We start from the raw sequence: 25,120 nt of genomic DNA on the forward strand, positions 1-25,120 counted from the left end.
CCGTCCTGCGTGGATCATGGGGGGCCGCCGGGGGCACGTCCCCGGTGCGGCGGGCGGCGAAGGGGTTCGGATGCGCACGTGGTGGCCCTTGGCCGCGGTCTGTCTGGGCACGTTCATGCTCCTGCTGGACGTCACGATCGTGACGGTGGCGCTGCCCGCCATGGCGACCGACCTCGGCACGACGCTCTCCGAGCTGCAGTGGGTGGTCGACGCGTACGCGCTGGCGCTGGCGGCGCTGCTCCTCGGCGTCGGCTCCCGCGCCGACCGGACCGGCCGCCGGAAGGTCTACCTCGTCGGGCTGATCGTCTTCACCGCGGCGTCGGTGGCGTGCGCGGTCGCCCCGACCGCGGGTGTCCTGATCGGCGCCCGCGCGGTGCAGGGGATCGGCGCCGCCGGGATGTTCGGTACCACGATCGCCCTGCTCGGCACGCACTACGCAGGCCGGGACCGGGGGATCGCCTTCGCCGTGTGGGGCGCCACCAACTCGGTCGCCGCCGCGGCCGGGCCCGTGGCCGGCGGGCTCCTCACCCAGTACCTCGACTGGCGCTGGATCTTCTTCGTCAACCTGCCGGTCTGCCTGGCAGCGGTCGCGATGACCCTCCTGTCCGTCCGCGAGTCCACGGGACGGGGAGGGCGGCGTGCGGACGTCCTCGGCACCGTCTCCTTCACGGTGGCGAGCGGGGCCCTCACCTTCGGCCTGATCCGCGCCCATGCGGACGGCTGGACGACGCCCTTCACCCTCGGTCTCTTCGGCACGGCGGCCGTCGCCCTCACCCTGTTCCTCGTGGTCGAGACGCGGGTCGAGCACCCCGTCCTCGACCTGTCGCTGTTCCGCCGCCCCTCGTTCACCGGCATCATGACCGGCGCCCTCTTCCTGCAAGGCGCCGCCTTCGCCTACCTGTTGTACGAGTCCCTCTGGATGCAGTCCGTCCTCGGATACGGGCCGGTCGAGGCGGGTCTCCACCTCCTGCCCATGTGCGCCTCCGCGTTCCTCGCCTCCGCCCTCGCCGGCCGCTTCGGCCCCTGGCTCCCCCGGGCCACCATCGGCGGCGGACTGGCCCTCATCGCCCTCGGCTCCGCCCTCCAGGCCACCCTCGACGCGGGCTCGTCCGGCACCGACCTCATGGCGGGCCTCGTCGTCGCGGGCCTGGGCGTCGGGCTCGTGACGCCCAGCCTGTCGGCCGCGGCCCTGGCCACCGTCCCCCCGGAGCGCGGCGGCATGGTGGGCGGCGCCGTCAACACCTTCCGCCAGCTCGGCTTCGCCCTCGGCATCGCCGTCTTCGGCGTGATCTTCCAGTCGCGGATCGAGACCGTCCTGCGCGCGGACGGCGGCGTCCCCGACCCCCACGCGGCGGCCGTCGCCCTCTCCGGCGGCCAGGCCCGCGCGCTCGTCTCCGCCGTCCCCGACGGCGAGCGCGCAGCGATGGCCCACCTGGTCCGGGAGGCCTTCGCCTCCGGCCTCGACGCCGTCCTCGCCGTGGCCGCCGCCCTCGGGGCCGTGGCCTCCCTGGTCGTCGTCGCGACCGTACGCGTCCCCGCGGGCGGCCCCGAACGGCGCGGCCGCCCGGACGCGGTCCCCGGCCCCCACGGACAGGAGGGCCGGACGGACGTCGCCCTGGAGACGGGCAAGGGCTCCTGACCGAGGCCGCCCCACCTCACCAGGGGGTCATGCTCATCCCCTGCTCGACCCAGTCGGCGAAGGTGACGGGCCGGCCGGCCCGCCGCAAGGGGAGGATCCGGTCACAGCCGGCCCGCCCGTCGAACCACATCTCGCCGCGGTGGGGTCCCGTGACGACGAGCAGCGTCGAGAAGCCGCAGCCGCCCTCCTGGAGGAACACCGCGCCGGCCGTCATGCGCTCGTACAGCACCCCGCCCTCGGCGTCCCACGCCTCCCACGCCTCCGTGTCCTCCCGGGGCGGCTCCCGCTCGTCGTGCTCCTCGTCGTGGGCACGGTACGAGTCGGGGTGCGGAAACGGCTCCGCGAGCAGGTGGTAGTTCGTGTCCGTATCGCCGTACCATCCCCACCCCCGCGGCCCCCGCCACAACCTCCGGAACCGCCCCCCGGCGTCGCCGAACCTCAGCAGATGCGTGCGGTACTCCCCCGGCAGCGCGATCCCCAGGTCCCGCTCCGCCTCCCGCACGTCCGCCTCGGTCAGACGTCTCTCCAGCGGGTTCCCCTCCCGCCGCACCACCTCGGGATCCAGCCGCTCGTGCCGATGGCCCCGCGACAGCCGCAGGTACTCCGCCGCCCAGTCGATCGTCATGTCCCGAGGGTAGACAGGGCGTGCGGAAACGGGGGCGCGGGGACGGCGGGGGTGGTGTCAGTGCCTCGAAGTATCCTTCCCGGCACCGCAACCGACCGTGAGGAACGAGAGCATTGACCGCCCTGTCTGCTTTTCCGCTGCCCTTCGAAGCCACGCGTTCGCTGGCGTTCGCCACACCGCGGACGCTGCGCGAGCGTGAGATGACGGAGTGCAGCGCGCACCTTCGGGAGAAGGCGGGGTGGTTCGAGAAGATGCGCGACCCCGAGATCGTCGCGCGGTGGACGCGCGAGGCGAGGGAGCAGGGGCTGACCGAGGCTCAGGTGCGGTACGTGCTGGCCGAGCTGGCGCACTACGCGTCCCTGCGGGATCCCCGGACCGGTATCGAGGTGTCGGTCGTGGACGGCGTGTGGCAGTCGGACACGCTGATCGACGACAAGCTGGCGGCCCGGCTGCGGGAGGCGGTCCAGGTCCTGGAGGACGTGCCCGAGACCGAGCTCGACTGGCATCCCGGCTCCGACGGGCAGGTGCTCGACCTGGTGCACCCCTCTCTGTTCTGTCTGGTGCGCGAGGCCGGCGGCACGCCCGAGCGGGCCTGGGTGAACCCGACGAACCGGTACTCGAAGCACGAGTTCTCGGAGAGGTTCCAGTGGCTGCCCACGGACGTGGACGTCAGCGAGGACGGTGACGTCGCGTTCCGTTCGTACGTGAACAACGTCCACCCCGAGGCGCACCGCGAGCTGGCCGCCGTCCTACCGGAGCTGTTCGCGCGCATGCTCCCGCTGTGGGAGAACGTCCTCACCGATCTGCGCCATCCGCGGCCCCTGCGCGTCCCGGCCGACCCGTACGCCTGGTACGAGGCGGAACCGGTCTACCCCCGCCAGGACTCCTACGCCGACCCGGCGGCCTATGCGGAGGCCCGCAGCGCCTGGGAGCAGGCCCACGGCGAGTGGTGGGAGAACCGCCGTCCGGTCATCCCCGACGCCCCGGACTTCACGGCGCCCGAGGTGCCCGACGCCGCGTCCCGCGTCGACCTGCGCGGCCGCCGCCTCCAGGTCATCGTCAAGCTCGCCACCATCCACCTCACGCCGGAGAAGCCCGAGTACGCCGGCGGCTCCTGGCACGTCGAGGGGATGATCAACGAGCGGATCGTCTCGACCGGCATCTACTACTGGGACAGCGAGAACATCACCGACAGCCGGCTGAGCTTCCGGGCCGCCCTCGACGACCCCGACTACGAGCAGAACGACGACAACGGCGTCCGCGAGGTCTACGGCCTGGAGAACGAGGACGCGCTCAACCAGCTGCTGGGCTCCGCCGCCACCCCGGCCGGCCGCTGCCTGGCCTTCCCCAACCTCTACCAGCACCGCGTCGGTTCGTTCGGCCTCGCCGACCCCACCCGCCCCGGCCACCGCAAGATCCTCGCGTTCTTCCTCGTCGACCCCTCCGAGACCCTCGTCTCCACCTCCGACGTACCTCCGCAGCAGCCCTGGTCCGCCACCTCGACCATGACCCTCGACCAGGCCCGGACCTACCGCGAACAGCTCATGCAGGAACGCAAGTTCTTCGTCGACGAGCACAACGAGCAGGTCTACGAACGCGAGTTCTCGCTCTGCGAGCACTGAGCCTCCCCACCGCCCTGGCCCGGCCGGCGCCCCGGGACGCCGGCCGGGCCGGCCCGTCGCCGGCTAGGCCTCGGACTCGTCACCCGCGTCGGCCGCCCCCAACCGCTGTCGGACCTCCTCCGCCAGCGGATTGCCCAGGGAGTCCAGGATCGCGACCGCCTCGACCAGGAGCGCCCGCGCCTCCGCGGCGCGGCCCGCTCCGCCCAGCTCGACGGCCAGCGCCTCCAGGGAACGGGCCAGTCCCAGCAGATCCCCTATGCGGCGCCGTACCTCCACGGCCTGCCGGTACCAGCCGACGGCCTCCTCCGCGCGCCCGACCGTCCGGCACACGTCCCCCAGTCCGTGCAGGGACTTGGCCTCGGTGGGCAGGTCGGCCGTGGCCCGCGCGCCGGCGAGAGCCCGCTCGTACTCCTCGAAGGCGGCGGTGGGACGGCCGAGGGCGAGGCTGATTCCCGCGATCTCCGCCCGTGAGATGGCCTCGCTGCGCAGGTCGCCGTTGCTCTGATGGATCGGCAGGAGGTCCTGCTGACGTTCCAGCGCCTCCTCCTGGCGCCCCATGAGACGCAGTGTCCAGGCGATGTTGCCGATGCTCATCGCCTGCCACTGGGTGTCGCCCGTTTCCTCACTGATCCTCAGGGCCTCGGTGAAGTGGCGCATGGCGTCCTCGTACAGGCCCATGTCCGACTCGGCCCCGCCGACACAGATGAGGCTCCATGTCTCGGCCCACCGGTCGTCCAGGCGACGGGACGCCTGGACGGCGGTTCCCGACAGGGTCCTGCGGTGGGCGTCGTGGCGGCGCAGCCTCAGGAAGTACACCAGCGCCACCGGCAGCTTCCAGGCCACGTCGTCCAAGCCGAGCTCGACCGCCTGGTCGACGGCGGGGAGCAGGCTCTGGAGTTCGGCGTCGCACCAGGCGAGGGCCTCTTCCGGTCCGGGGAAGGACACGGAATGGGCGAGCGCGTCGCGGTCCAGGGGCACGTGCCGACGCCCGGGGACCAGGACGCGGTCCGCTGCGTCCGCCATGTGCAGATAGTGGGAGAGCTCCCGGCCCAGGGCCGCTTCCCTCTCCTCACGTGCCTCTTCGGCCACGACCCGCTCGCGCGCGTAGTCCCGGAGCAGGTCGTGGTACGCGTACCGTCGGGGCCCCGTGGCCTCCAGCATGTTGACCGCGACGAGCGCCTGCAGGGCCTGCCGGGTCTCCTGCTCGGACCGGCCGACCAGGGCGGCGGCCGTCGGCACGGAGAAGTCCGGCCCGGCGTGCAGTGAGAGGAGCCGGAACGCCCTGGCGTCGGCGGGGGGAAGTTGCTGATAGGACCACGAGAACACCGTGCGCACTCCACTTCGCTCATCCGGTGCGGACAAAGATCCCAGCCGACGGTCGTCGGCCTCCAGTTCCTCGATCAGTTCACCCAGGCTCGTACCGGATCCCGCCTGCTGGGCGGCGATCCGGACGGTGAGCGGGAGACGGCCGCAGCGCTCCACGAGCCGGTCCGCTCCCGCCTCGTCGTCGCCCGACAGCTTGCGGAACAACTCCACCGCGTCCGGCGCGTCGAGGGGACTGATCTGGACGGGTACGGCGCCGTCGAAGGCCGTCAGCGCACCCAGACGGTTCCTGCTGGTGACGATGGTGAAACAGCCGGGTGCGGAGGGGAGCAGCGGCCGGATCTGGTCGGCGTCGCCCGCGTTGTCCGCGACCAGGAGCACCTGCTTGCCGTCGAGCAGGGTGCGGAAGAAGGCCGACATCGACTCCAGCGAGCCCGGTATCCGGTCCGCCGGTGCTCCCAGGGCGATCAGGAACCCGTGGAGGACCTCCTCCGGCGTGAGAGGAGCCAGTCGGTCGTATCCCCTGAGGTTCGCGTAGAGCTGGCCGTCCGGGTAGCGCTCTTTCGCCTGGTGTCCCCAGTGGACCGCGAGGGCGCTCTTGCCGACCCCTGCCGGCCCGGAGACCGCGACCACCCCGTTGTCGGTCGTGGCGACCACGCTCAGCGCGGCCAGCCCCTCCGTCCGGTCGACGAAGCAGGTCGCGGCCCGGGGCAGTTGTCTGGGCACCGGCAGAGGCGGTGCCGGTGGGGCTTGGGCGTAGGCGTGGACGCCGCCGTGGATGACCGCGGCCTGCACCACGTTGGTGGCGTTGCCGGTGAACTGGTTGCCCCTGCTGTCCGCGTGCGCGTGGCGCGGCTCGGTGGCGGTACCGCTCCCGTCCGCGACGACGGTCTCCGTCCCGACGGAGGCATGGTCGGAGTGCCGTCCGACGGGTTCGCTGTCGGTCATGGTCACCTTCCGCTGAGGCTGGAGATGATGGCCGATCGTGGTGCTCGGCTCCGCGAGGGTGGAACAGGAGGGGCGAGCGGGGTCGAACGAGCGGTTCGGGAGGCGGTCGACGGACGGCTGACGGACGGATCAACGCGGGCGTCCAGGCTAGCAGCGGGGTGCCCGACTGTCCCGGCCCTCGCCTTGGGCCGCGTGGCGAACTGACGTGCAGGTGCGGGCACTTCACTTCGAACGCACCCTTCCGCTCCGGGGTGGCGGGACGTGGATCGCCCCGGGCCCCTCCCGTGGGAGTGGCCCGGGGCGATGAAGTGCCGCCGCCCGCTCCGCCCGTCACTGCATCGTCAGGCCGCCGTTGACCTCGTTCGTCTGGACGACGTTCTTGGCCTCGCCGTGGAAGGTGTTGGTGACGGATGGGGTGGAGGCGCGGGTCCAGAGGTGTTCGCATTCCTGGCGGAAGGAGGGGTCGCGGGTGAACTCCTCGTCCAGGGCGGCGGCGATCTCGGTCTCGGTGGTGGGGACGGGGGTGCGGCCGGCGAAGCGTTCGCGGATGCGGCGCCAGAGGGTGGGGAGGGCGGCGGTGGCGGACTCGCTCACCGCCGTGGCGGCTCCGGCCACGAGGGCCCCGGCGATGGCGAGGGACAAGGGATCCATGGACGACCTCCACTCGACGGGTGTGCTGCGTCCATCATGGAGGTACGGGCGGGCCGGCCACAGCCCCTGCGCCGGGGGTCAGGCGTGGCCGGTGCGGGTGCGGGCGGCGGTGAGGGCGTCCTTGACCTCGCGGACGACGCGGGCGGCGTCGTCGGGGCGGTTGACGACGTCGGTGTGGTTCATGTCGATGACGAGGACCTCGCTGGCCGAGTAGTGGCGGTGGACCCAGTCGTCGTAGCCGGACCAGAGCGTGCGGTAGTACTCGACGAGGGCCTCGTCCTGTTCGAATTCGCGGCCGCGGAGTCCGATGCGCTGGAGGACGGTGGAGAAGTCGGCCTTGAGGTAGACCATGAGGTCGGGGGCCTTGCGGTACGGCAGGCCGTCGATCTCGCGCATCATCTCGTCGAGGAGGCCCTCGTACACCTGCATCTCCAGGGAGCTGATGCGGCCCAGGTCGTGGTTGACCTTGGCGAAGTACCAGTCCTCGTAGATGGAGCGGTCGAGGACGTTGTCGCCCTGCTTGTACGCCTCCTTGATGGAGGCGAACCGCGTCTGGAGGAAGTAGAGCTGGAGGAGGAAGGGGTAGCGCTTGGCCTGGATCTCCTCGGGGCTCGCCGTGTAGAAGAGCGGCAGGATGGGGTTGTCGTCCACGCTCTCGTAGAAGACGTCGCTGCCGAGCTCCTTGGCGAGCAGTTCGGCGACGCTCGTCTTGCCGATCCCGATCATGCCTCCGACGCAGATCACCGACATACCTCACTTCTCCCTGGGGACTTCTGTGCGCGGACGGAGCCGGTCCGCCCACGGCACCGGGACGTGGGCGGCGGTCGCTCGATTCCCCGGGATCTGCATGATCGGTGTCGCGTGGCCCCCCGCCCGGGCGCGGGCCCCGGCGCGGGCCGCGTTCTCGGCGGGCCCCACCGGCCGCTGCGCGAGTGCCGCCCAGGGGAACGAACCTTCGCCTCGCGGCCGCTCTGAAGCATAGAGGACGACGCGCGCCGGGCGGCCCCGGCGGCGGTGTCCGCGGCGGCGCATCCCAGGGCCCGGGCGGCGGCCGGGCGGGGCGAGTGACGTACGGCACTCCGGCAGGCCCGGCACGGGGCCCGTCAGTGGAGGGTGGTGGAGGTGATGACGAGGATGGGTTCGTCGACGAAGTCGTGGGTGAGGGTGACGGTGCGTGGGTCGTCGTGGGTGGTGAGGGTGAGGACGACGGTGGTGTGGAGGCCGGTGACGGCGGCGTCGACGGGGAGGGAGACGTGGACGAAGTCGAGGGTGTGGGAGGGGCTGAGGGTGAGGGAGGGGGCGGAGTCGCCGGGGGTGGCGTCCAGGGTGATGTCGGCGCGGAGGGTGGTGATGCCTTCGGCGGCGAAGTTCAGTCCGGCGGCGTTCACGGTGAGGGGGTGCTGGACCTCCTGCACGGTGTGGGTGTGGAAGGCGACGAACCTCAGCATCGCGGCCTTCGGCAGCGGGAGGGGGACCTCCAGGGTCCGCGAGACCTCCACGGCCGTGCCGGCGCCGACCCCCTGGAGGGTGGTCGACCGTCCGCCGTCGAGCACCGTGCCGCCGAGGGGGACGCGGGGTGCCGGGGCCTGGCCGTTCCTGACGTCGGCCGCGTGCAGGAGCCTGAGGTCGAGGAGGCCGCGGTTCGACGCCTGGGCCGTGGGGGGCGACCCGGAGAGGGGCGTGGTCGTCAGCTCGCCGCCGTGGGCGGTGCGGCGCAGGTTGAGCACCAGCCGGGTGCGTACGGGCTGGGGGAAGACGTCGTCGAGGCGGACGGCGACCGTGCCGAAGAGGGGCGCCGGTCCGGGCGAGGCGAGCTGCTGGAGGAAGAGGTTGACGAGGGTGGTGGCCGGGGTGGGCCGCTCGTCGGAGATGTCGACGCTCACCTGGATGCCGGCGCCGTCCCCGTCGGCGAAGGCGGCGCGGCCTGCCGGGAAGCCCTGGAGGCCGGAGGGGGTGCGGGGGTCGAGACCTCCGGGGAGGGCGACGCGCAGGGTGCGACCGGCGGCCTCCGGGGTGGCGAGGACGTCCGCGCGCAGCCGCGCGAGGTCGATCGGGTCGGCCATCGGGGCGACGGTGAAGGTGAAGTGGAACCGGCAGCCGCTGAGGGTGGCGGGCGACTCGTCGACGACGGAGTCGAGGGCCGCGAGGGCGCCCTGGGCTGTGACGAGGATTCCGTACGCGTCGGGGACGGCGATCACCGTGCCGCTGACCTGGCCGAGGAAGACCCGCTGGAGCGAGGGGTACGCGGCGGGGACGTCGCCCAGCGTGGTCAGTTCGCGGAACTCCGACCGCGGTCCCGCGAAGTCGTTGAGGTCGTTGGCGTCGATGATCGGCCGGGTCGCGCCCTCGGCGGTGATGGTGAACCGGGCGCGGTGGGCGTCGGTGTGGAAGTGGAGGCCGAGCGCGAGGGTGCGGCGGAAGCGGGCGGTGCAGGGGAAGAAGACGTAGGAGCCGATCCGGTCGAGGAGGGACGGCATGACGGGGGCGTCCCCGGTGTTGCCGCCGTCGCCGAAGACCTGGAACTGCAGCCCGTCGAAGACCGGGCCGTGGGCGGGGAAGCCGAGGTCCGGCTCGGTGACGAGGGCCGTCTGGTATCCGGAGTAGGTCGGCTCGTACTCCAGGCGCAGCTCACCGCCCCTGGTGAGGTGCACGTAGGCGGCCTCGACGAGTGATCCGGTCAGTTCGAAGGCGGCCGTGAGGGTGGTCCCGCCGACCCTGGCCGTGGTGCCCGCGACCCGGTGGACGGCGACCGAGCCGTCGGCCTCGGTGATCGGCACGGCCAGCGTCACGACCGGCCGCAGGTCCGGCACGGGATGCAGGGCGCCCGAGGTGACGGAGGACAGGACGCTCTGCGACAGGTCCTCCTTCAGGGTCAGGGCGAGGGTGGCGCGGTTGAACGGCCCCCCGTCGGCCGCGACGTCGCCGGGCCGCTGGACGACGTCGAAGGCGAACCTGGGGTCACGGGCGGGCAGGACGTACGCGGGGAGGAACCACGTCGCGTCGGGGAAGGGACCGAACGCGAGGACGTCGGGGGCGGAGCTGCTCTCCAGCCGGGGCAGCAGCGGCGCGTCGGCGGGGAGCACGGGTCTCCCGCCCTCGTCGATCACCGACTCGACGTGGTCGCCGGTCCGTCCCACCAGCCAGTGCCGGGGCTCCGCGGCGAGGAATGCGTCGAACGCCTGCTCCATCCGTCCCATGGCGTCTCCCCGTGGGGTGGTCCGTCACGCGTCCCGCCCGGACGGCCGGCCCCGCACGCTCGGGGGCGCGGTTCCGCCGGTGCCGCACGGGGGCGTCGACGGCCGCGTGACGTACCGGTCCTCGGGTGTCGATCCGGTCCGCGGGCGCCTTCGGCGGCGCCGCCGGACCCTCGCCGCTCCGCGCACGGAGGGGGGTCGACGGGTGCGCCTGAAGATACTTCGACAGTAGTTCCGACTCCCCCGGCGTCGCCACCTGGCGGGGGGGCGCTTACGGAGCCCGAACCGGCGGATTCCCCACCGGCGCCCTCAGGTCAGGAGGGTGCGCCGGCGGTCGGCGGAGTCCTGGAGGCCGACCGCTCGACCGTCCTCCCGGCAGGGACGGGCATGGCCTTCGCCGCCAACCATTGCAACACTCCGTTGCATTCGGCGGCAGCGTCATTGCATCAATACAGCACCTCTCACCTGCAGTTACTAGAAATGTTCATTGACGCATTCATGAATGCAACGTAGCTTTCAGGGAACTTCGAACATGTCGTACCGCGAGATGAGGACGGACCATGAGCGACTCCCTGCACACCGTCACGGCGCTGCCGACGGAACGGCGGACAGGCTGCCCCTTCGACCCGCCGGCCGAGCTGATCGACGCCCGGCGGCACGGCCCCCTCAGCGCCTACACGCACCCCGGCGGCAAGCCCGGCTGGCTGATCACCGGATACGACATGGTGCGGTCGGTCCTGGCCGACCCCCGGTTCAGCTCGCGCAAGGACCTCATGAACGTCGTCGACTTCGCGCTGCCGCCGGCGCCGCCCGGCGAGTTCCTCCTCATGGACGAGCCGGAGCACAGCCGCTACCGGAAGCCCCTGGTCGGCAAGTTCACCGTGCGGCGGATGCGGATGCTGACCGAGCGGATCGAGCAGATCACCGCCGACTGTCTGGACGCCATGGAGGAGACCGGGCCGCCGACGGACCTGGTGACCGCGTTCGCCAAGCCCATCCCCACCATCGTGATCTGCGAGATCCTGGGCGTGCCGTACGAGGACCGGGCATCCTTCCAGGAGCAGATCGACACGTTCATGGGCGGAGAGGTCGGCGACGAGGAGCTGATCGCGGCCTACACCGCGACGCAGGAGTACCTGGCGCGGCTGGTGGCCGCCAAGCGCGCCCACCCCACCGACGACATCCTCAGCGAGCTCACCGAAAGCGACCTGACCGACGAGGAACTGCGGGGCATCAGCCTCATCCTCCTCGCGGCCGGGTTCGACACCACGGCGAACATGCTGTCGCTCGGCACGTTCGCCCTCCTGCGGAACCCCGGCCAACTCGCCGCGCTGCGTGCCGATCCCTCCCTCACCGACGGGGCCGTGGAGGAGCTGCTGCGGTACCTGAGCGTCGCCAAGACCTTCCACCGGACGGCCCTGGAGGACGTGGAGCTGGACGGCAGGACCGTCAAGGCCGGCACGACCGTCGTCCTGTCGTACCACACCGCCAACCACGACCCCGACCGCTTCGCCGACCCCCAGACGCTCGACATCCGCCGCCAGGCCGCCGGGCACCTGGCCTTCAGCCACGGCATCCACCAGTGCCTCGGTCAGCAGCTGGCGCGCGTGGAGATGCGGGTCGCGTTCCGGGCGCTGGTCGACCGCTTCCCCACGCTGCGCCTCGCCGTTCCCGCCGAGGAGGTCGTCCTGCGCCCGGAGACCGCGGACATCTTCGGGGTGAAGAGCCTCCCGGTCACCTGGGACGCGCGGTGAGCGCGCCGCGGCTGACCGCCGACCGCACGCGCTGCATCGGCGCCGGCATGTGCGCCATGACCGCCCCCGACGTCTTCGACCAGGACCCCGACGACGGCCTCGTGCTCGTGCTGCACGCCGAACCGCCCGCCGCCCACCGCGCGGCGGCACGGATGGCCGTCGGCGTCTGCCCCTCGGGGGCGATCGCCCTCCACGAGCCGGAGACCGGGGGCACCTGGGGGCTTGTCTGACCATCGCCCCGGACGCGGCCCCTCGCGGGGGACCGCACGGGCGGCACGGGCGAGCCGTCCCGCTCCGGGGTACGGCAGACGGCCGGAGACCTCTTCGGCCGGTGGTCGGGGCCGGACACCGACGACGGGGTGCGGTCGGTCGGGGTCAGGGCGGCGGCCGGCATCGTGCCGGTGCCCGGGGACCGCTTCCCGATCGCGACGCACTCCGCGGCGAGGGACGCCGCGCTACAGCTCGGCGTGAGCGGCGACTCGACCCCGGTGCAGCTCGCGGCGGGCCTCATGGTCTGTGAGGCAGCCGTCAAGGACCCGTCCTCCTGCCGGACCAGGCCCCGAGGGCTCGTCGGCATCGCCGTGCGTGAGCGCGCTCGGGAGTGCCGGGTGGGGTGTGGGTGGACGGGGGCGAGGGTGGCGATGCATCCGTCGGTTCCTGGGGCCTGTCGTCACCATCCCCTCGTTGCCCGAAGGGCGGCCCTGCGGCGTCCGGTGCGTGCTCTCGGTGTGCCGGGGGGGGAAGTGCTCGTACGGGGCGTACTCGCGCTTTCGCCCGGCGCGGCGAGAGCGCCTGCCAGGCGTCGCGGGGCAGAGGGGATGGTGACGACAGGCCCTAGAGGCCGACGTCCCGGGCCCTGAGGTCCGCCAGGGTCTCCCGGCGCACCAGCACCCGGGCCAGACCGTCGCGCACGGCGACCACCGGCGGGCGGCCGACGAGGTTGTACGAGGAGGCCATCGACAGGTGGTAGGCGCCTGCCACCGGGACGGCGAGCAGGTCGCCCGGGCGGGTGTCGGCGGGCAGCGGCACGTCCTCGGCGAGGATGTCGCCGGCCTCGCAGTGGCGGCCGACCACCGTCACGCGCTCGTCGTCGGCCGGTGAGTGACGGCCGATCAGGCGGGGCGCGTACCGCACTCCGTAGAGCGCGGGCCGCGGGTTGTCGCTCATTCCGCCGTCCACCGCGACGAACGTCCGCCCGGGCCCGCGTTTCACCGCGAGGACCCGGTAGACGGCGACGCCGGCGGGGCCCGTCACCGCGCGCCCGGGCTCGATGAGGAGGCGCGGCACGGGAAGCGCCGCGGCGGCGCAGCTGCGGGCCAGTTCGGCGCGGACCCTCGCCGCCAGCGCCACGGGGTCGAGGCACGGCTCGCCGGGGCGGTAGGCGATCCCGTGACCGCCGCCGAGGTCGAGCTCGGGCAGGACGGTGCCGTGGGTGTCGCGGACCCTGGCCATGAGGCCGACGAGCCTGCGGACGGCGACGAGGTAGGGCTTGACGTCGGTGATCTGCGAGCCGAGGTGGCAGTGGAGTCCGGTGAGTTCGAGGCCCGGCTGGTCGAGGACGCGGGCGAGGGCGTGCTGGGCGTGGCCGTCGCGGAGGGAGAGCCCGAACTTCTGGTCGTCGGAGCCGGTGCGGATCTTGGCGTGGCCGCCGGCGCTGATGCCCGGCGTGACCCGGAGCATGACCTTCTGACGGCTCCCGGGGCCGACCGCGGCGGCGATGCGGGCGATCTCGGCGGAGGTGTCGATGGCGATCCGGCCGACGCCGAGGCGCAGCGCGGTCTCCAGGTCGCGGGGTGACTTGGCGTTGCCGTGGAGGAGGATGCGCTCGGCCGGGAAGCCGGTGGTGACGGCGAGTTCCAGCTCGCCGGCCGAGCAGACGTCGAGGCCGAACCCCTCCTCCTCCATCCAGTGGACGACGGCGCGGCACAGGAACGCCTTGGCCGCGTAGTGGATCCCTGCCTCGGGGAAGGCGCCGCGGTAGGCGCGGCAGCGCGCGCGGACCTCGGCCTCGTCGAGGACGTACACGGGGGTGCCGTGGCCCTCTGCGATCTCCGCGAGGGACACCCCGGCGACGCGGACGTCGCCGTGCGGTCCCTCGGTGGTGGTGGCGGGCCAGACCCGGCGGGTCCCGGCGGCCGCGGTTCCCGTGGGGGTACGGGGGCCGGGGGCCGGGCCGGTCGGGGCGGCGGGCAGGGGAAGGGTGGTCGTCATGGCCGCTGTTCCCTTCACCGTGCGACGGCGCTGAGCGGGCGGGCGGGCGTCGACGGCCGCGCCGGGCGGGCGGGCGCGGTGGCCGGCCGCGGGTCTCCCGGGGCGGCGGGGGCGGCGGGGGCAGGGGCCGTGAGGACCGGGTCGATCCGGAGCGTGCGGACGCCGAGCGGCTCCACGAGCGCGCGGAGGGCCGGTTCGGCGAGGACGATCCAAGGCTGGCCGGCGCCCAGGACGGCCCGCAGCCGTGCCGGAGCGGTGAATGCGACGGCGGTCCGGCCGCCGACGGGGGTCCGGAAGAGGCGGGTGACGCACCCGCCGGAGCCCGGCCGGACGGGGACGCAGAGCCGTCCGGCCGGGAGCGGTTCCCCGGGTTCGGGCTCGTCTCCGTACAGGGCAGCAGACATGGGTTCCTCCGCGGAAGGGGCGGGCCCCGGGCGCGGTCGCCGCGGGGTGTCCCCGACGCTATGCCCGGTGCCCGCCGGTCCGGACGGCCTCCTGACGCTCCCCTGACGGTGTCCGCCGGGACGCATACGCCGCGCATACGCCGCGCACGCCCGGATGCGCTCCTCCGCCGGACCGGGGCGCCGGTCCGGCGGTCCTCCCGGCCCGCCGAGGACGGACGCACCCGCCGATGACCGCCCCGCCGGCCCGCCGTACCGGTGGGATGCCGCCGTGCCCGTCGAGAGCCGCCGGACCTGACACGGTCCGGCTGCCGTGCGACGGTGGATACAGGGCCGGGCCACGGGCGTGCGTGCGCCGCCGCACCGGATGTCCGCCGTGCCCGGGGTGACCAGCCCTGGAGGATGCGTCATGCGGGCGAGCGACAGAGCACCGGGCGGGCCCCGGGCCGATCGCGTGACACGGCCCGGTGCGGCGCGGCCGGGCGGCGCGCCCGGCAGGCGGGGCGCACGGCGGGCCCGGCGGGCGACGGAGTGGGGCCGGGCCAGGTACGCGGGGTCGTGGGCGGAGTACCTGTGGCGGCGGCTGGACGCGTTCGACTTCCTCAACCAGGCGATCCTGCTGGCCGCCACGCTCCTGCTGTGCGCGGTCCCGTTCCTCCTCGTCACCTCGGCCCTGGCGGGGCGGTCGGCGGTGTCGGGGATGACGCGGCGGCTGGGCCTGAGCCGGGAGGCGGCGGCCGACATGGGGGACCTGTTCGCCTCCTCCTCGGCGACGTCCGCAGCGGTCACCGGCCTGTCGTGGGTGTTCTTCGTGCTGGCCGGGCTCGCGTCGGCCGGCTCGCTCCAGAAGCTGTACCAGCAGATGTTCCGGCTGCCTCCGCGGCGGCTGCGGGACGGGCTGCGGGCGCTGGTGTGGCTGGCCGTGGCCGTCGGCTGCACCGCGCTGGGCGCCTTCTCGGGGCGCGGCTTCTACGACCGCGCGCCGATCCTGTGGTGGGTGGTCAACGTCCCGGCGTTCATCGCCTTCTGGTGGTTCACGATGTGGTTCCTGCTGGCGGGGCGCGTCCACTGGCGGAGGCTGGCGTCCTGCGCCGTCGCCACCGGGGTGCTGTGGTTCGGGATGCTGGTCGTCTTCCACTTCGTCTTCTCGGGCATGGTCACCGGGTACGAGGACAAGTACGGGCCCATCGGCGTCGTGTTCGCCCTGATGTCGTTCTTCATCGCGATCGGGGTGGTCATCACCCTGGGTGCGGCCGTCGGCATGACGTGGCAGGACCGGCACATGTCCTTCCGGTCCGCGGCCGCCCGGCTGAGGCGGCCGTCGTGACGGCCGGCGGCCGCGGTCCCTCGCCGGGCCGGCGGCGTTCCGCCGCGCCGTCGACGTTCGTCGACCACGTGCGCCCGGACGGTGTGGTGGAGCGCTGGGAGTCGCGCCGTCACCGCAAGCACCAGCGGCCCGCCGCCGGGTCGACCTGGTGGGCGCCCTCGGCGCGCGGCTGGTGGATCGCGGTCCTCTTCGCCGTCGGTTCGGTGCTCTTCGCCGTCGGATCGGTGCCGGGCTACACCGAGGCGGTCGGCGTACGCGGGGACACGGTCACGTACTTCGTCGGGTCGCTGTTCTTCACCGCCGCGGCGTTCCTCTGCTACCGCGAGGCGGTCGACGCGGCGGTCCCGCCGTCCGCGGTCCCGCCGTCCGCGGTCCCGCCGTCCGCGCCCGGTCGCGGGCGCGGGCGTGGGCGCGGGCGGTCGCGCGTCCCGCGGCACCGTCCGGTCGACTGGTGGGCGACCGCGATCCAGCTGGTCGGCACCGTGTACTTCAACGTCAGCACGGGCGTCGCCATGGGCAGCAGCCTCTCCGCGGCCACCGCGCACGCGCACGTGTGGCGCCCCGACGCGATCGGCTCGGTGTGCTTCCTCGTCGCCAGTCTCCTCGCCTGGTACGAGACCTGTCACGGCTGGGCGGCCTGGCGGCCCTCGTCGTGGTCCTGGTGGATCACGCTGGCCAACCTCGTCGGCTCCGTGGCCTTCGGCGTCTCCGCCGTCGCCGGGTACGTCGACCCGGTGACCGGCGAGGTGCGCGACGCGACGGGGGCCGACACCACGACGCTGATCGGCGCCGTCTGCTTCCTCGTGGGCTCGGTCCTGCTCCTGCCCGAGCGCACGGAGCGGACCCGCGAGGCGGCGCCGTCGGCCGCGACGGGCACGGCGGCTCCGTAGCCCGTCGCCCACGGCCGACGCTCCGGCCCGGTGCGGCGTCGCCCGCGTACGGCACTCCCCCGGCCGCACGCGGCCGGCGCTGCGGCGCCGTGAGCCTCCCCCGCGGCATTCCACGGACGACGGGCGGGCTCCTCGCGCGCACCCTCCTGGCGCCCGTCCGGGCCCCGTCCCGTTCCCGCGCGACGACGCCGTCCGCTCCCCGGACGGCGGGACGCCGGACCTCGGTGCCGGCGGCGCGGCGGTGACCGCCCCCGTCTTCCCCTGAGGACCGGTGGCCGGGCGGCTCGGACCGTCCGGCGGCCGGACGTGTGGATCTCGTGCGGATCGGCGTCAGGTCCTGCGCCGAAGGTCCGCCCGACGGCTTCCGGCGGCGCCTCCACCCCGCGGAGACGTCCCCTTTTGCGCACGTCGCGATGGGGCCATGTCGCCATCAACCGACCCTCTCCCAGGCGGTTCTGTTGGGGCGTCAGGACCGTTTGCCTTTCGCTCGTACGTTCTGGAAACCTCCGTTCGACGTGTCCGATCCACGAGCAACGGAGCACCCTCCCATGCCCTCACGGCGCACACGCCGCGCCTGGCTCACGGCGGTCGCCGCGGCCTCGCTCGCGTTCACCGGCCTGGCGGCGCCCGCCCAGGCCGAGGACGTACCACAGGGAGGCTCGGACCCGACGGTCCAGGATCCCCTGACGGCCGAGACCACGCTGTCGCCGCTCGCGGCCAGTGCCTGGACCTCGCCCGGCGGCGCGGCCTCCCCCGGCGACTTCACGCTCTCCCCCGGCGCGCTGAACTCCGAGACGACCACGCGGGTCACCCGCCTGGACAAGGTGCTGCCGAAGTCGGGTGTGCAGAACCTGCTCGCGGGGGCCAACCGGACGGTGGACCCGTGGTGCTCCCGCGACCCGTTCGGCACCGCCGCGGACCCGGACATCAAGTACTGCCTCCAGAGCGACGACTCGATCTCGCGCGAGTGGGTCCCCCAGGGGTTCACCGGCGTCTCCGACGCCAAGGACAACGAGCTGTGGGGCGAGGCGGGGAACATCCAGCTGTTCGCCTCGTACGACGGCTGGGACCCGGGGCGGGAGAACGACCCCGACCCGGCGACGGGCGACTGCACCAGGGCCGAGCTGGAGGCCGACGACGCCTGCAACCAGAAGGGCGTCCGGATCACCTTCGTGCAGAGCCGCACCAACCCCGCCACCGGCACGCCGGAGGTCAAGTACCGGCACGTGCTGCTGGGGTGGACGTACGTCAACTCGGCCGACCACGTCTCGTTCGACGGCCTGCACGCCTCCGAGTACCCGATCCAGAAGGGCGTCCACGCCGGCGGCATCGTCTGGTACGGCAACTACCTGTACGTCGCCGACACCCGCAACGGCCTGCGCGTCTTCGACATGCGCACCATCATGGACCTGGACCCGGACGGCGACCCTTCCACGCACGACGCGATGGGGGCGGACACCGACGGCGTGCAGACCACGGCCGATGTGCAGGACAAGACGAAGGTCGGCCGCCACGACAACGTCTGGTACAGCTTCGGCTACCGCTACGTGATGCCGCAGGTCGCCGCGTGGAAGTTCAAGGCCGACCAGGGCAACCCCACGGGTTCCTACAAGTGCGTGGCGACGGGCGCCCCGAAGGCGTCGTACATCTCGCTGGACCGCAGCGAGACCCCGGACCGGCTGCTGATGGGCGAGTACTGCCGTCCGGAGAGCGGCTACCCCTCCACCGGGCGGATCGCCTCCTACCCGGTGGCGGCGCTGGAGGGCCGTTCCGCCGACGTCCCCGCGCAGGGCTGGGCGAACTACCTGCCGCTGGCCGACGGCGGAGCACAGGGCGCGGCGGCGGCCGGCGGCACGCTGTACGTGAACGAGTCCAAGGGCACGGACGAGCCGGGCAACCTCTGGCGCTACGAGTGGAGCGGCGGCTCGCTGGTGGCGAAGGGCCAGGCGATCAAGACCGCCCGGGGCGCCGAGGACCTGTACGTCGAGCGCGGCACGGGCCGGCTGTGGTCGCTCTCCGAGCACCGCCCGGGATCGGCGGGCGACTGCACGGCGAACCGGGACGCCGCCGATCCGGCGGGCACGGACTACTGCCAGCGGGTGCTCTACGGCCACAAGCTGAGCTGGGTCGACAGCCGGCCGTAGGAACGGAGCGGGGTCGCGCCGCATCGGGCGGGACCCGTCCGCATCGGGCGGTGTGCCCACCCGACGTCCGGGTGGGCACACCGCCCTCCGGCGCTTTCAGGACGGGGCGCCGGGGCCGCCGAGCACGCGCACGGCCTGCACGATCAGGTCCCAGAACGCCTCCGTGTCGACGTCCGTGCCGACCTCGACGTCGGCGGGCCGGCCGGTCACCCCGTGCAGGTCCACCACGGTCGCGCCCCGGGTGTGGGTGCCGTTCAGCTCGACCGCGACCGCCGCCCGGACGAGGGTGACCAGCGACGGGTCGATCAGATGGGCGACGGTGAGCGGGTCGTGGAGCGGGGGCGCGTCGAAGCCGAACACCTCGCGGTAGGTGGCCGCGAAGAAGGTGAGGAGGTCGACGCAGAGCCGGCTCAGGGGCGTGCCGAGCGCCGCGATCCGGGCGACGACCTCGGGAGTGGCTCGTACCTGGTGGGTCGCGTTGAGGCCGAACATGGTCACCGGCACCCCGCTGCGGAAGACGACGTCCGCGGCCTCCGGATCGCACAGGATGTTGAACTCGGCCGCGGGGGTGGTGTTCCCGCGGCCGGTGGAGCCGCCCATGAGGACGATCCGCTCGATCCGTCCGGCGAGTTCGGGGTGGGCGAGCAGGAGGACGGCGATGTTGGTGAGGGGGCCGGTCGGCACGAGGGTGACCGGCTCCGGACGGGCGAGCAGGACCTCCCGGACGAGCGTGAGGGCGTCGCGGGGGTCCTGCGGCACGTCCGGCTCGCCCCGCGCGAAGCCGGGCCCGTCCAGGCCGGAGTCGCCGTGGATGTCCGCGGCGATCCGGGGCGGGCCGTGCAGCGGGCGGTCGCGGCCCGCCGCGACCGGCACGCCCCGGATGCCGGCCGCGGAACAGACCCGGCGGGCGTTGAGCGTGGTCTTCTCCAGCGTCTGGTTGCCCGCGACGGTGGTGATCGCGAGCAGGTCGACGGCCGGGTGCGCGGCGGCGAGCAGGATGGCGAAGGCGTCGTCGTGACCGGGGTCGCAGTCGAGGATCACAGGGACCGGCATGGGCACACCGTCCCACACTCCGCCCGGCGGGTTCCGCGATCCGCTCCGGTCAGACCGCCGGTGTCCCGCTCCCGGCGGGATCCGGGCGGCGGGCGTAGGTGAAGAGGTGGTCCTCGGGGGCCGCGCGGTCGTCGTCCGGGGCGAAGACCGACAGCGCGTGGTGGAGCACGTCGAGGCCGCAGTCCTCCCGCTGGAGGCGCAGGTACTCGTCGACGGAGAAGCTGGAGACCCTGACGGTCCGCTCCATCCAGACGATCTCGATGTCCTCGACGTCCGCGGGGACGGTGGCTGTCACCAGGAAGCCGCCCGGGGCGAGCCAGCCGGCCATGCGGCGGAGGGACTCGGCCGCCTCCGCCCGGCTCATCATCATCAGCGGGAAGAAGGCGCAGACCGCGTCGAAGCCGCCTTCGGGCGCGTCGAAGGCGCGTACGTCGCACTGGACGAACCGGGCTCCGGGCACCTGGGCGCTCGCGAGGGCGACCATCTCGCCGGAGACGTCGATGCCGGTCACCTCGCAGCCGGCGTCCGCCAGGAGGCCGGCCACCGGACGTCCGGTGCCGCTGCCGACGTCGAGGACCCTGGCTCCCGGGGCCAGTCGGGCGGTGAGCCATTCGACCGCCGCGAGCTGGGCCGGCAGCCGGACGAAGGCGCGCTCGTAGTCGATGCCCAGGCCGTCGAAGAGTTCCGCCGCCGACATCGGCCGCCCCTGGGTGCCGTCGTGTTCCATTCCGTGTCCCTTCCGCCGTCGGGTGCCTACGGGGGGTTCGTACCACGGGGGCTCCGGCTGACGGGGGGTTTCCGGCAACGCGCCCCCGGCGGCGGGATCGCCGGGGGCGGCCCGCCGCACCGCGCAGCCGGCGGAGGGTCAGGACGGGAGGGCGAGCAGGCCGATCTCCGGGGCCAGGACACCGGGTTGGGCGAGCGCGCGGAAGTCCGGCTCGACCTCGGCGAGGTCGAGGGCGCCGGAGCGGACGGCGTGGTAGCGGACCACGGTCCAGACGAAGATGTCGAGGCTGTCGAACCGGGTGTGCTCTTCCAGGACCTCCTCCTCGTGGAACCACACCGCGACGCGGCCGTCGGTGAGCACGACGTGGTAGTTGCCCCCGCCGTCGGCGCCGATGGACCACACGTCGTCGTCCGAGAGCTCCGTCTCGTGGTCGGAGTCGAGGACGCGGCAGTCGTTGGCGGCGAAGTCGAAGGCGTAGGACCAGTCCTCGATGTCGAGGACCGCCGGCAGGGTTCCCGCGCGGACGCGGCGGTCGAAGGCGGCCAGCGCGGCCGCGGCGTCCTTCGGGAGCCGGGCCAGGAAGGGGTCGACCGGGCGGGTGTCGTCCGGGACGCCGGCCCTCGGCGCGTCGGGGAACCAGCGCGCCACGTCGGCGTCCAGGTCGCGTTCCACGTACCCGGCCAGCTGATCAGCGGTGAGTGACATGCGGCGAGGCTAGCGGAGGCCGTACGGACGGCCTCCGGGGGATGCGGCGGCGGGCTCGGCGTGCTCCGGGGGCGGGGCGGGCGGGAACGTCCGGCGGCCCGCCGGCGGAACACCGTGACCGCATTTCGGCGAAATACCTGGCGCCCTTCGCTTTCCCCGCAGGACGATGATCGGCCCGCCCTTCGGCATACGAGCAGATCGACGGTGCCGCGGATCGACGAAAGGCCGGGATTCCACGGGGGTGGATATCGGCGCGGCGTTTTCCGGTGGACCGGTCGCCCGACCTCGCATCCACCTGCGGGCGACTCCTCGCACGTTTGTCCGTGGGGCGGCGTGGAAGAAGTGAATCCGACGACCGGCCGGGGCGCGGCCGGGGCGGCACGGCCTTCGCGGCACCACGACCCGAACAGGAGCCCCTCGTTGCGCTTCTACGCCCAGACCTCCGCACGGCGGAACCTCCAGGTGCTGGTGGACCTGGTCGCCGTGGCACTGATCGCCGCCGTCGTGTGGGCGGCGCTCCTCGTACGCGAGACGATCATGCTGCTGGCTGAGCCGGGGAAGAAGGTGGAGAGCGCCGGGGACAGCCTCGCCGAGGAGCTCGGGAACGCGGGCGACGCGGCCTCGGACGTGCCGTTCGTCGGCGGGGTCCTGAAGAAGCCGCTGGAGGCGGCGGCCGACGCCGGCTCCGGTTTCGCCGACGCGGGCGTGTCGCTCCAGGAGACCGTCAGCCAGGTCGCGAACGTGACCACGGCCGTCCTCATCGTCGTTCCGGTGCTCTTCGTCCTCTTGCTGTGGCTGCCGCCGCGCCTGCTGTGGATCCGGCGCAGCGCGACCCTGCGGCGGCTCGTCGAGGCCCCGGGAGGCGCCGACCTGCTCGCCCTGCGCGCCCTCACCGGTCCGCCGCGCGCGCTGGCCGGGCCGGCGGCCCCGCCCGGCGGCTGGGCCGACGCCTGGCGCCAGGGCGACCCGGGGGCGATCGCCGACCTCAGCGCGCTCGCGCTCCGGCGCGCCGGGCTGCGCCCCTGAGGCCCGGCGGGAGGCGGACCGCGTGCGCGGTCCGGTCCGTGGGCTGGACGGGGGTCGTAGCCTGGGGGGAACCGCTGCCGCGTTCCTCGGCGCGGCAGGGACGACTGGAGGGGAGGACCGCGTGGACAAGGAGATCTGGCTCACCGTGGCCGTCGTGCTCGTGCTCGCGGTGGCGGTCTGTGCGGCCGTCCTGCTGGTACGGGTCTTCCGCGCGCGCAGACTGCTGGTCGACGCCGGCATCCCCTTGCAGTCCAAGGCCCTGTTCTGGGCCGCGGTGGTGTACACGGTCTCGCCGATCGACCTCATTCCCGATCCCGTCTACCTGGACGACGTGGGCGTGCTCCTGATCGCCCTGCGCGTGCTGCACTCCGCGGCCGCCGGCCGGGGGGCGGAGCCCGAAAGGCTTCCCGAGGGCCCGGAGGCGTAGCCCGGCCGTCCCGGGCGCGTGCCGCCCTCCGGGTGAGCCCCGCGGCCGGCCGCGTCCATGCTCCTTTCCGGAGTCGTCATGGACGGGACGGCGACTTCTACGCGCATGGAATTCCCCGCCATTCCAGCGGAACGCACCATCGGGAATGACGGGCTTTGGAGCTACGCCCACACCTGCGCGCGAAGGGGCGAAATACCCTCCCGGCCGGGAGAGAATTCCGGACGCACTGTCCGAAATAATCCTGAGGAATGCTCCGTGCGACCAAGACTCTCCGGCATATCCGCCTCCGTGGCCGCATGCGGACTGCTCGGCTCACTCGTCACCGCCTGCGGTGCGCCCGAGGACGGCGGGACCACCCTGCGCCTGGTGGCGCCCGAGTACGGCAACACCCCGGCGACCGGCTCCAAGGCGTACTGGGACAGGCTCACCGCGGCCTTCACGGCCGCGCACCCCGGCACGAAGGTCGAGGTGACGCTGTACCCGTGGGCCGACGTCGACCGCGAGGTCACCCGCATGGTCGAGGAGGACGACGCCCCCGACGTCGCCCTGATGGGGGCCTACTCCGACTTCGCCGCGCAGGGCCGCCTCTACTCGGCCGACGAACTGCTGTCGGTCAGGGCCGAGGCCAACTTCCTGCCGCCGCTCGTGGAGGCCGGCTCGGTGGACAACACCCTGTACGGGCTGCCCTTCGTGGCCAGCAGCCGGCTGCTCTTCTACAACCAGGAGCTGTTCGACCAGGCCGGCGCGAAGCCGCCGAAGACCTGGTCGGAGCTGAAGGAGGCGGCCGAGGCCCTCAAGAAGGAGGGCGTGCTCTACCCCTACGCCCTGCCGCTCGGTCCCGAGGAGGCCCACGCCGAGGCCCTCATCTGGGAACTCAGCAACGGCGGCGGGTACACCGACATCACCGGCAGCTACAGCATCGCGTCGGACCAGAACACCCAGACCTTCCGCTGGCTGCGGGACAACCTCGTCCGGCCCGCCCTCACCGGCCCGGTCCCGCCCGCCCAGCTCGACCGCCAGGACGCCTTCGCCGCCTTCCTGCGCGGCGACGTCGGCATGGTCAACGGCTACCCCTCGCTGCTCCACGAGGCCCGCGCGAAGGGCATGAGGGTCGGCACGCTGAGCATGCCCGTCTCGGACACCCTCGCCGAGGGCAAGTCCACCCCCGCCGCCGGCGTCGCCGACTGGATGATGGCCTTCCGGCACGACGGCAACCGCGAACGCGTCGGCGCGTTCCTGGACTTCGTCTACCAGGACAAGAACCTCAACGAGTTCGCCGGCCGCTACCACCTGCTGCCCTCGACGGTCTCCGCCACCATGGCCTCCCGCGGCGCCACCACCGATCCCAGCACCGAGCAGTTCCTCACCGCGCTCCGCGGCGCCGAGCTCTACCCGGTCAACGAGCCCTCCTGGCTGGAGGTCAGCAACACCATCAAGCGCACCATCGGCAAGGCCGTCGCCCCCTCCGCCGACCCCAAGGTCGTCCTGGAGGACATCGCCCAGAAGGCGCGGGACGCGCAGCGGGAGTAGGGGGTACGGGCCGGTCAGGCCAGCACCCTCAGGGCGGAGGGGCGGACGCGCAGGGTCACCGGGAGCGTGGCGTCGACCTCTCCGTCGGCGCCGTACGGCAGGGGCCGGTCGGCCTCGATGCGGATCTCCTTGCCGCGCAGGACCTCGACCTGGGGGCGGGCCAGGTGGGCGCCCGTCTTCAGCTCGTTCATCATGGCGAAGAAGAGCCGCTTGGGCGCTTCGTTGATGACGACGACGTCGAGCAGTCCGTCGTCGACGCGGGCGTCCGGGGCGACCTTCCGGCCGAAGCCGTAGAAGCCGGAGTTCGCCGCGACGACGGTGTAGCCGGTGCGTTCGTGCGTCTCGCCGTCGATCGTGATCCGGTACGCGGCGGGCTTCCAGGCGAGGACGGCCCGGAGGCCGCCGACGTAGTAGGAGGCGGCTCCGCGCAGCAGCCGGGTGGTGTTGGCGTGGTGGTTGGCCACCGCGTCGACGCCGGCGTACACGCTGCCCAGGACGCACACGCGCGCGTGGACGGCGGACTCCACCTCGATCGTGTCGACGGCGCGCGGCTCGCCGTCGAGGAGTATCGGGGCGAGCCGGCTCGCGTCGGCGGGGAGCCCCAGGGCGCGCGCGAAGTCGTTGCCGCGGCCCGCGGGGACCAGGCCCAGCACCGTGTCCGTACCGCTGAGGGCGCCGCCGACGCATCCGGCCATGCCGTCGCCGCCGACGGCGAGCACGACGCGCCCCTCCTCCCCGGCCGCCCGGGCGAGCTCGCGGGCGTGCTCCAGGCTGCGGCTGTAGACGGTGTCGAGGCCGGCGCCGGCCTCCCGCAGCAGCCGGGCCAGCGGGAGCAGGCCCGCCGTACCGCTGGAACCCCCTGCGGTGGGGTTGACGACGGCGGTGAACTGTCGCATGGGTCTGGCCTCCGGGCGGCAGAAGGG

Annotated in this window: 21 protein-coding genes; 10 read left to right on the plus strand and 11 right to left on the minus strand. The window is 73.4% G+C overall.

Annotated elements, in window-relative coordinates:
• Positions 1 to 70: 70 nt before the first annotated feature.
• Positions 71 to 1,639, plus strand: a complete 1,569-nt coding sequence (locus tag ACZ60W_RS19365) for an MFS transporter (protein WP_469756532.1) — start codon at positions 71 to 73, stop codon at positions 1,637 to 1,639.
• Positions 1,640 to 1,655: 16 nt separating this feature from the next.
• Here ACZ60W_RS19365 and ACZ60W_RS19370 read toward each other — a convergent pair whose 3' ends face one another.
• The gene (locus ACZ60W_RS19370; protein WP_469756533.1) at positions 1,656 to 2,264 is read right to left on the minus strand and encodes an SMI1/KNR4 family protein; all 609 of its coding nucleotides are present in this window, start codon (positions 2,262 to 2,264) and stop codon (positions 1,656 to 1,658) included.
• A 113-nt stretch (positions 2,265 to 2,377) separates the two neighbouring features.
• On the opposite strand from ACZ60W_RS19370, the gene ACZ60W_RS19375 reads away from it, so the two are divergent.
• On the plus strand, positions 2,378 to 3,886 hold the full coding sequence (locus ACZ60W_RS19375) for a DUF4246 domain-containing protein (protein ID WP_469756534.1): 1,509 nt from the start codon (positions 2,378 to 2,380) through the stop codon (positions 3,884 to 3,886).
• Between the two features lie 63 nt (positions 3,887 to 3,949).
• Here the strand turns inward: ACZ60W_RS19375 and ACZ60W_RS19380 are convergent, their stop codons facing one another.
• The 4 genes from ACZ60W_RS19380 to ACZ60W_RS19395 all read right to left on the minus strand — a co-directional run bounded on the left by ACZ60W_RS19380 (position 3,950) and on the right by ACZ60W_RS19395 (position 10,005).
• Positions 3,950 to 6,157 carry an ATP-binding protein gene (locus ACZ60W_RS19380; RefSeq protein WP_469756535.1) on the minus strand — a complete coding sequence of 736 codons (2,208 nt, stop codon included), beginning with the start codon at positions 6,155 to 6,157 and terminating at the stop codon, positions 3,950 to 3,952.
• A 330-nt stretch (positions 6,158 to 6,487) separates the two neighbouring features.
• The gene (locus ACZ60W_RS19385; protein WP_469756536.1) at positions 6,488 to 6,808 is read right to left on the minus strand and encodes a hypothetical protein; all 321 of its coding nucleotides are present in this window, start codon (positions 6,806 to 6,808) and stop codon (positions 6,488 to 6,490) included.
• A gap of 78 nt (positions 6,809 to 6,886) precedes the next feature.
• Positions 6,887 to 7,558 (minus strand): deoxynucleoside kinase, encoded by a 672-nt coding sequence (locus ACZ60W_RS19390; protein WP_469756537.1) that lies wholly within the window; start codon positions 7,556 to 7,558, stop codon positions 6,887 to 6,889.
• Between the two features lie 353 nt (positions 7,559 to 7,911).
• A complete protein-coding gene (locus tag ACZ60W_RS19395; RefSeq protein WP_469756538.1) occupies positions 7,912 to 10,005 on the minus strand; it encodes a hypothetical protein in 2,094 nt (697 codons plus the stop codon).
• A gap of 557 nt (positions 10,006 to 10,562) precedes the next feature.
• Between ACZ60W_RS19395 and ACZ60W_RS19400 the strand changes: the two genes are divergently transcribed.
• Together ACZ60W_RS19400 and ACZ60W_RS19405 are read left to right on the plus strand one after the other, a co-directional pair.
• Positions 10,563 to 11,756, plus strand: a complete 1,194-nt coding sequence (locus tag ACZ60W_RS19400) for a cytochrome P450 (RefSeq protein WP_469756539.1) — start codon at positions 10,563 to 10,565, stop codon at positions 11,754 to 11,756.
• A complete protein-coding gene (locus ACZ60W_RS19405) occupies positions 11,753 to 11,986 on the plus strand; it encodes a ferredoxin (RefSeq protein ID WP_469756540.1) in 234 nt (77 codons plus the stop codon). The genes ACZ60W_RS19400 and ACZ60W_RS19405 overlap by 4 nt, the downstream gene beginning before the upstream one ends.
• Positions 11,987 to 12,590: 604 nt before the next feature.
• Here the strand turns inward: ACZ60W_RS19405 and lysA are convergent.
• Together lysA and ACZ60W_RS19415 are read right to left on the minus strand one after the other, a co-directional pair.
• Entirely contained in the window at positions 12,591 to 13,967 is a 1,377-nt protein-coding gene (gene lysA / locus ACZ60W_RS19410; protein WP_469756541.1) for a diaminopimelate decarboxylase, read from the minus strand.
• A 14-nt stretch (positions 13,968 to 13,981) separates the two neighbouring features.
• Positions 13,982 to 14,371 carry an SAV_915 family protein gene (locus tag ACZ60W_RS19415; RefSeq protein ID WP_469756542.1) on the minus strand — a complete coding sequence of 130 codons (390 nt, stop codon included), beginning with the start codon at positions 14,369 to 14,371 and terminating at the stop codon, positions 13,982 to 13,984.
• A gap of 451 nt (positions 14,372 to 14,822) precedes the next feature.
• Between ACZ60W_RS19415 and ACZ60W_RS19420 the strand changes: the two genes are divergently transcribed.
• The 3 genes from ACZ60W_RS19420 (at position 14,823) to ACZ60W_RS19430 (ending at position 18,729) form a co-directional block, all read left to right on the plus strand.
• Positions 14,823 to 15,695, plus strand: a complete 873-nt coding sequence (locus ACZ60W_RS19420) for a YhjD/YihY/BrkB family envelope integrity protein (RefSeq protein WP_469756543.1) — start codon at positions 14,823 to 14,825, stop codon at positions 15,693 to 15,695.
• Positions 15,692 to 16,585, plus strand: coding sequence for a hypothetical protein (locus tag ACZ60W_RS19425; RefSeq protein ID WP_469756544.1), 894 nt, complete (start codon positions 15,692 to 15,694; stop codon positions 16,583 to 16,585). The genes ACZ60W_RS19420 and ACZ60W_RS19425 overlap by 4 nt, the downstream gene beginning before the upstream one ends.
• A gap of 548 nt (positions 16,586 to 17,133) precedes the next feature.
• Entirely contained in the window at positions 17,134 to 18,729 is a 1,596-nt protein-coding gene (locus tag ACZ60W_RS19430; RefSeq protein ID WP_469756545.1) for a hypothetical protein, read from the plus strand.
• A gap of 96 nt (positions 18,730 to 18,825) precedes the next feature.
• Here the strand turns inward: ACZ60W_RS19430 and ACZ60W_RS19435 are convergent, their stop codons facing one another.
• From ACZ60W_RS19435 to ACZ60W_RS19445, 3 genes are all read right to left on the minus strand, one after another.
• Positions 18,826 to 19,782, minus strand: a complete 957-nt coding sequence (locus tag ACZ60W_RS19435) for a nucleoside hydrolase (protein ID WP_469756546.1) — start codon at positions 19,780 to 19,782, stop codon at positions 18,826 to 18,828.
• A gap of 49 nt (positions 19,783 to 19,831) precedes the next feature.
• Positions 19,832 to 20,509, minus strand: a complete 678-nt coding sequence (locus ACZ60W_RS19440) for a class I SAM-dependent methyltransferase (RefSeq protein WP_469756547.1) — start codon at positions 20,507 to 20,509, stop codon at positions 19,832 to 19,834.
• Positions 20,510 to 20,647: 138 nt separating this feature from the next.
• Positions 20,648 to 21,214, minus strand: a complete 567-nt coding sequence (locus ACZ60W_RS19445; RefSeq protein ID WP_469756548.1) for a hypothetical protein — start codon at positions 21,212 to 21,214, stop codon at positions 20,648 to 20,650.
• A 420-nt stretch (positions 21,215 to 21,634) separates the two neighbouring features.
• Between ACZ60W_RS19445 and ACZ60W_RS19450 the strand changes: the two genes are divergently transcribed.
• The 3 genes from ACZ60W_RS19450 (at position 21,635) to ACZ60W_RS19460 (ending at position 24,197) form a co-directional block, all read left to right on the plus strand.
• Entirely contained in the window at positions 21,635 to 22,240 is a 606-nt protein-coding gene (locus ACZ60W_RS19450; RefSeq protein WP_469756549.1) for a hypothetical protein, read from the plus strand.
• A 121-nt stretch (positions 22,241 to 22,361) separates the two neighbouring features.
• Positions 22,362 to 22,667, plus strand: coding sequence for a YkvA family protein (locus tag ACZ60W_RS19455; protein WP_469756550.1), 306 nt, complete (start codon positions 22,362 to 22,364; stop codon positions 22,665 to 22,667).
• Positions 22,668 to 22,922: 255 nt separating this feature from the next.
• The gene (locus tag ACZ60W_RS19460; protein WP_469756551.1) at positions 22,923 to 24,197 is read left to right on the plus strand and encodes an extracellular solute-binding protein; all 1,275 of its coding nucleotides are present in this window, start codon (positions 22,923 to 22,925) and stop codon (positions 24,195 to 24,197) included.
• 14 nt (positions 24,198 to 24,211) lie between these two features.
• Here ACZ60W_RS19460 and ACZ60W_RS19465 read toward each other — a convergent pair whose 3' ends face one another.
• Entirely contained in the window at positions 24,212 to 25,093 is an 882-nt protein-coding gene (locus tag ACZ60W_RS19465; protein WP_469756552.1) for a diacylglycerol/lipid kinase family protein, read from the minus strand.
• Positions 25,094 to 25,120: the final 27 nt, after the last annotated feature.

This window comes from Streptomyces sp. NPDC104202 (assembly GCF_055584185.1).

Excerpts from the sequence above, each read along its gene's own strand:
- ACZ60W_RS19370 (WP_469756533.1), bottom strand. The coding sequence starts at position 2,264 with ATGACGATCGACTGGGCGGCGGAGTACCTGCGGCTGTCGCGGGGCCAT.
- ACZ60W_RS19380 (WP_469756535.1), bottom strand. The coding sequence starts at position 6,157 with ATGACCGACAGCGAACCCGTCGGACGGCACTCCGACCATGCCTCCGTC.
- ACZ60W_RS19445 (WP_469756548.1), bottom strand. The coding sequence starts at position 21,214 with ATGTCACTCACCGCTGATCAGCTGGCCGGGTACGTGGAACGCGACCTG.
- ACZ60W_RS19390 (WP_469756537.1), bottom strand. The coding sequence starts at position 7,558 with ATGTCGGTGATCTGCGTCGGAGGCATGATCGGGATCGGCAAGACGAGC.
- ACZ60W_RS19395 (WP_469756538.1), bottom strand. The coding sequence starts at position 10,005 with ATGGGACGGATGGAGCAGGCGTTCGACGCATTCCTCGCCGCGGAGCCC.
- ACZ60W_RS19435 (WP_469756546.1), bottom strand. The coding sequence starts at position 19,782 with ATGCCGGTCCCTGTGATCCTCGACTGCGACCCCGGTCACGACGACGCC.
- ACZ60W_RS19385 (WP_469756536.1), bottom strand. The coding sequence starts at position 6,808 with ATGGATCCCTTGTCCCTCGCCATCGCCGGGGCCCTCGTGGCCGGAGCC.
- ACZ60W_RS19400 (WP_469756539.1), top strand. The coding sequence starts at position 10,563 with ATGAGCGACTCCCTGCACACCGTCACGGCGCTGCCGACGGAACGGCGG.
- ACZ60W_RS19465 (WP_469756552.1), bottom strand. The coding sequence starts at position 25,093 with ATGCGACAGTTCACCGCCGTCGTCAACCCCACCGCAGGGGGTTCCAGC.
- ACZ60W_RS19430 (WP_469756545.1), top strand. The coding sequence starts at position 17,134 with ATGCCCTCACGGCGCACACGCCGCGCCTGGCTCACGGCGGTCGCCGCG.
- ACZ60W_RS19365 (WP_469756532.1), top strand. The coding sequence starts at position 71 with ATGCGCACGTGGTGGCCCTTGGCCGCGGTCTGTCTGGGCACGTTCATG.
- ACZ60W_RS19440 (WP_469756547.1), bottom strand. The coding sequence starts at position 20,509 with ATGGAACACGACGGCACCCAGGGGCGGCCGATGTCGGCGGCGGAACTC.
- lysA (WP_469756541.1), bottom strand. The coding sequence starts at position 13,967 with ATGACGACCACCCTTCCCCTGCCCGCCGCCCCGACCGGCCCGGCCCCC.
- ACZ60W_RS19415 (WP_469756542.1), bottom strand. The coding sequence starts at position 14,371 with ATGTCTGCTGCCCTGTACGGAGACGAGCCCGAACCCGGGGAACCGCTC.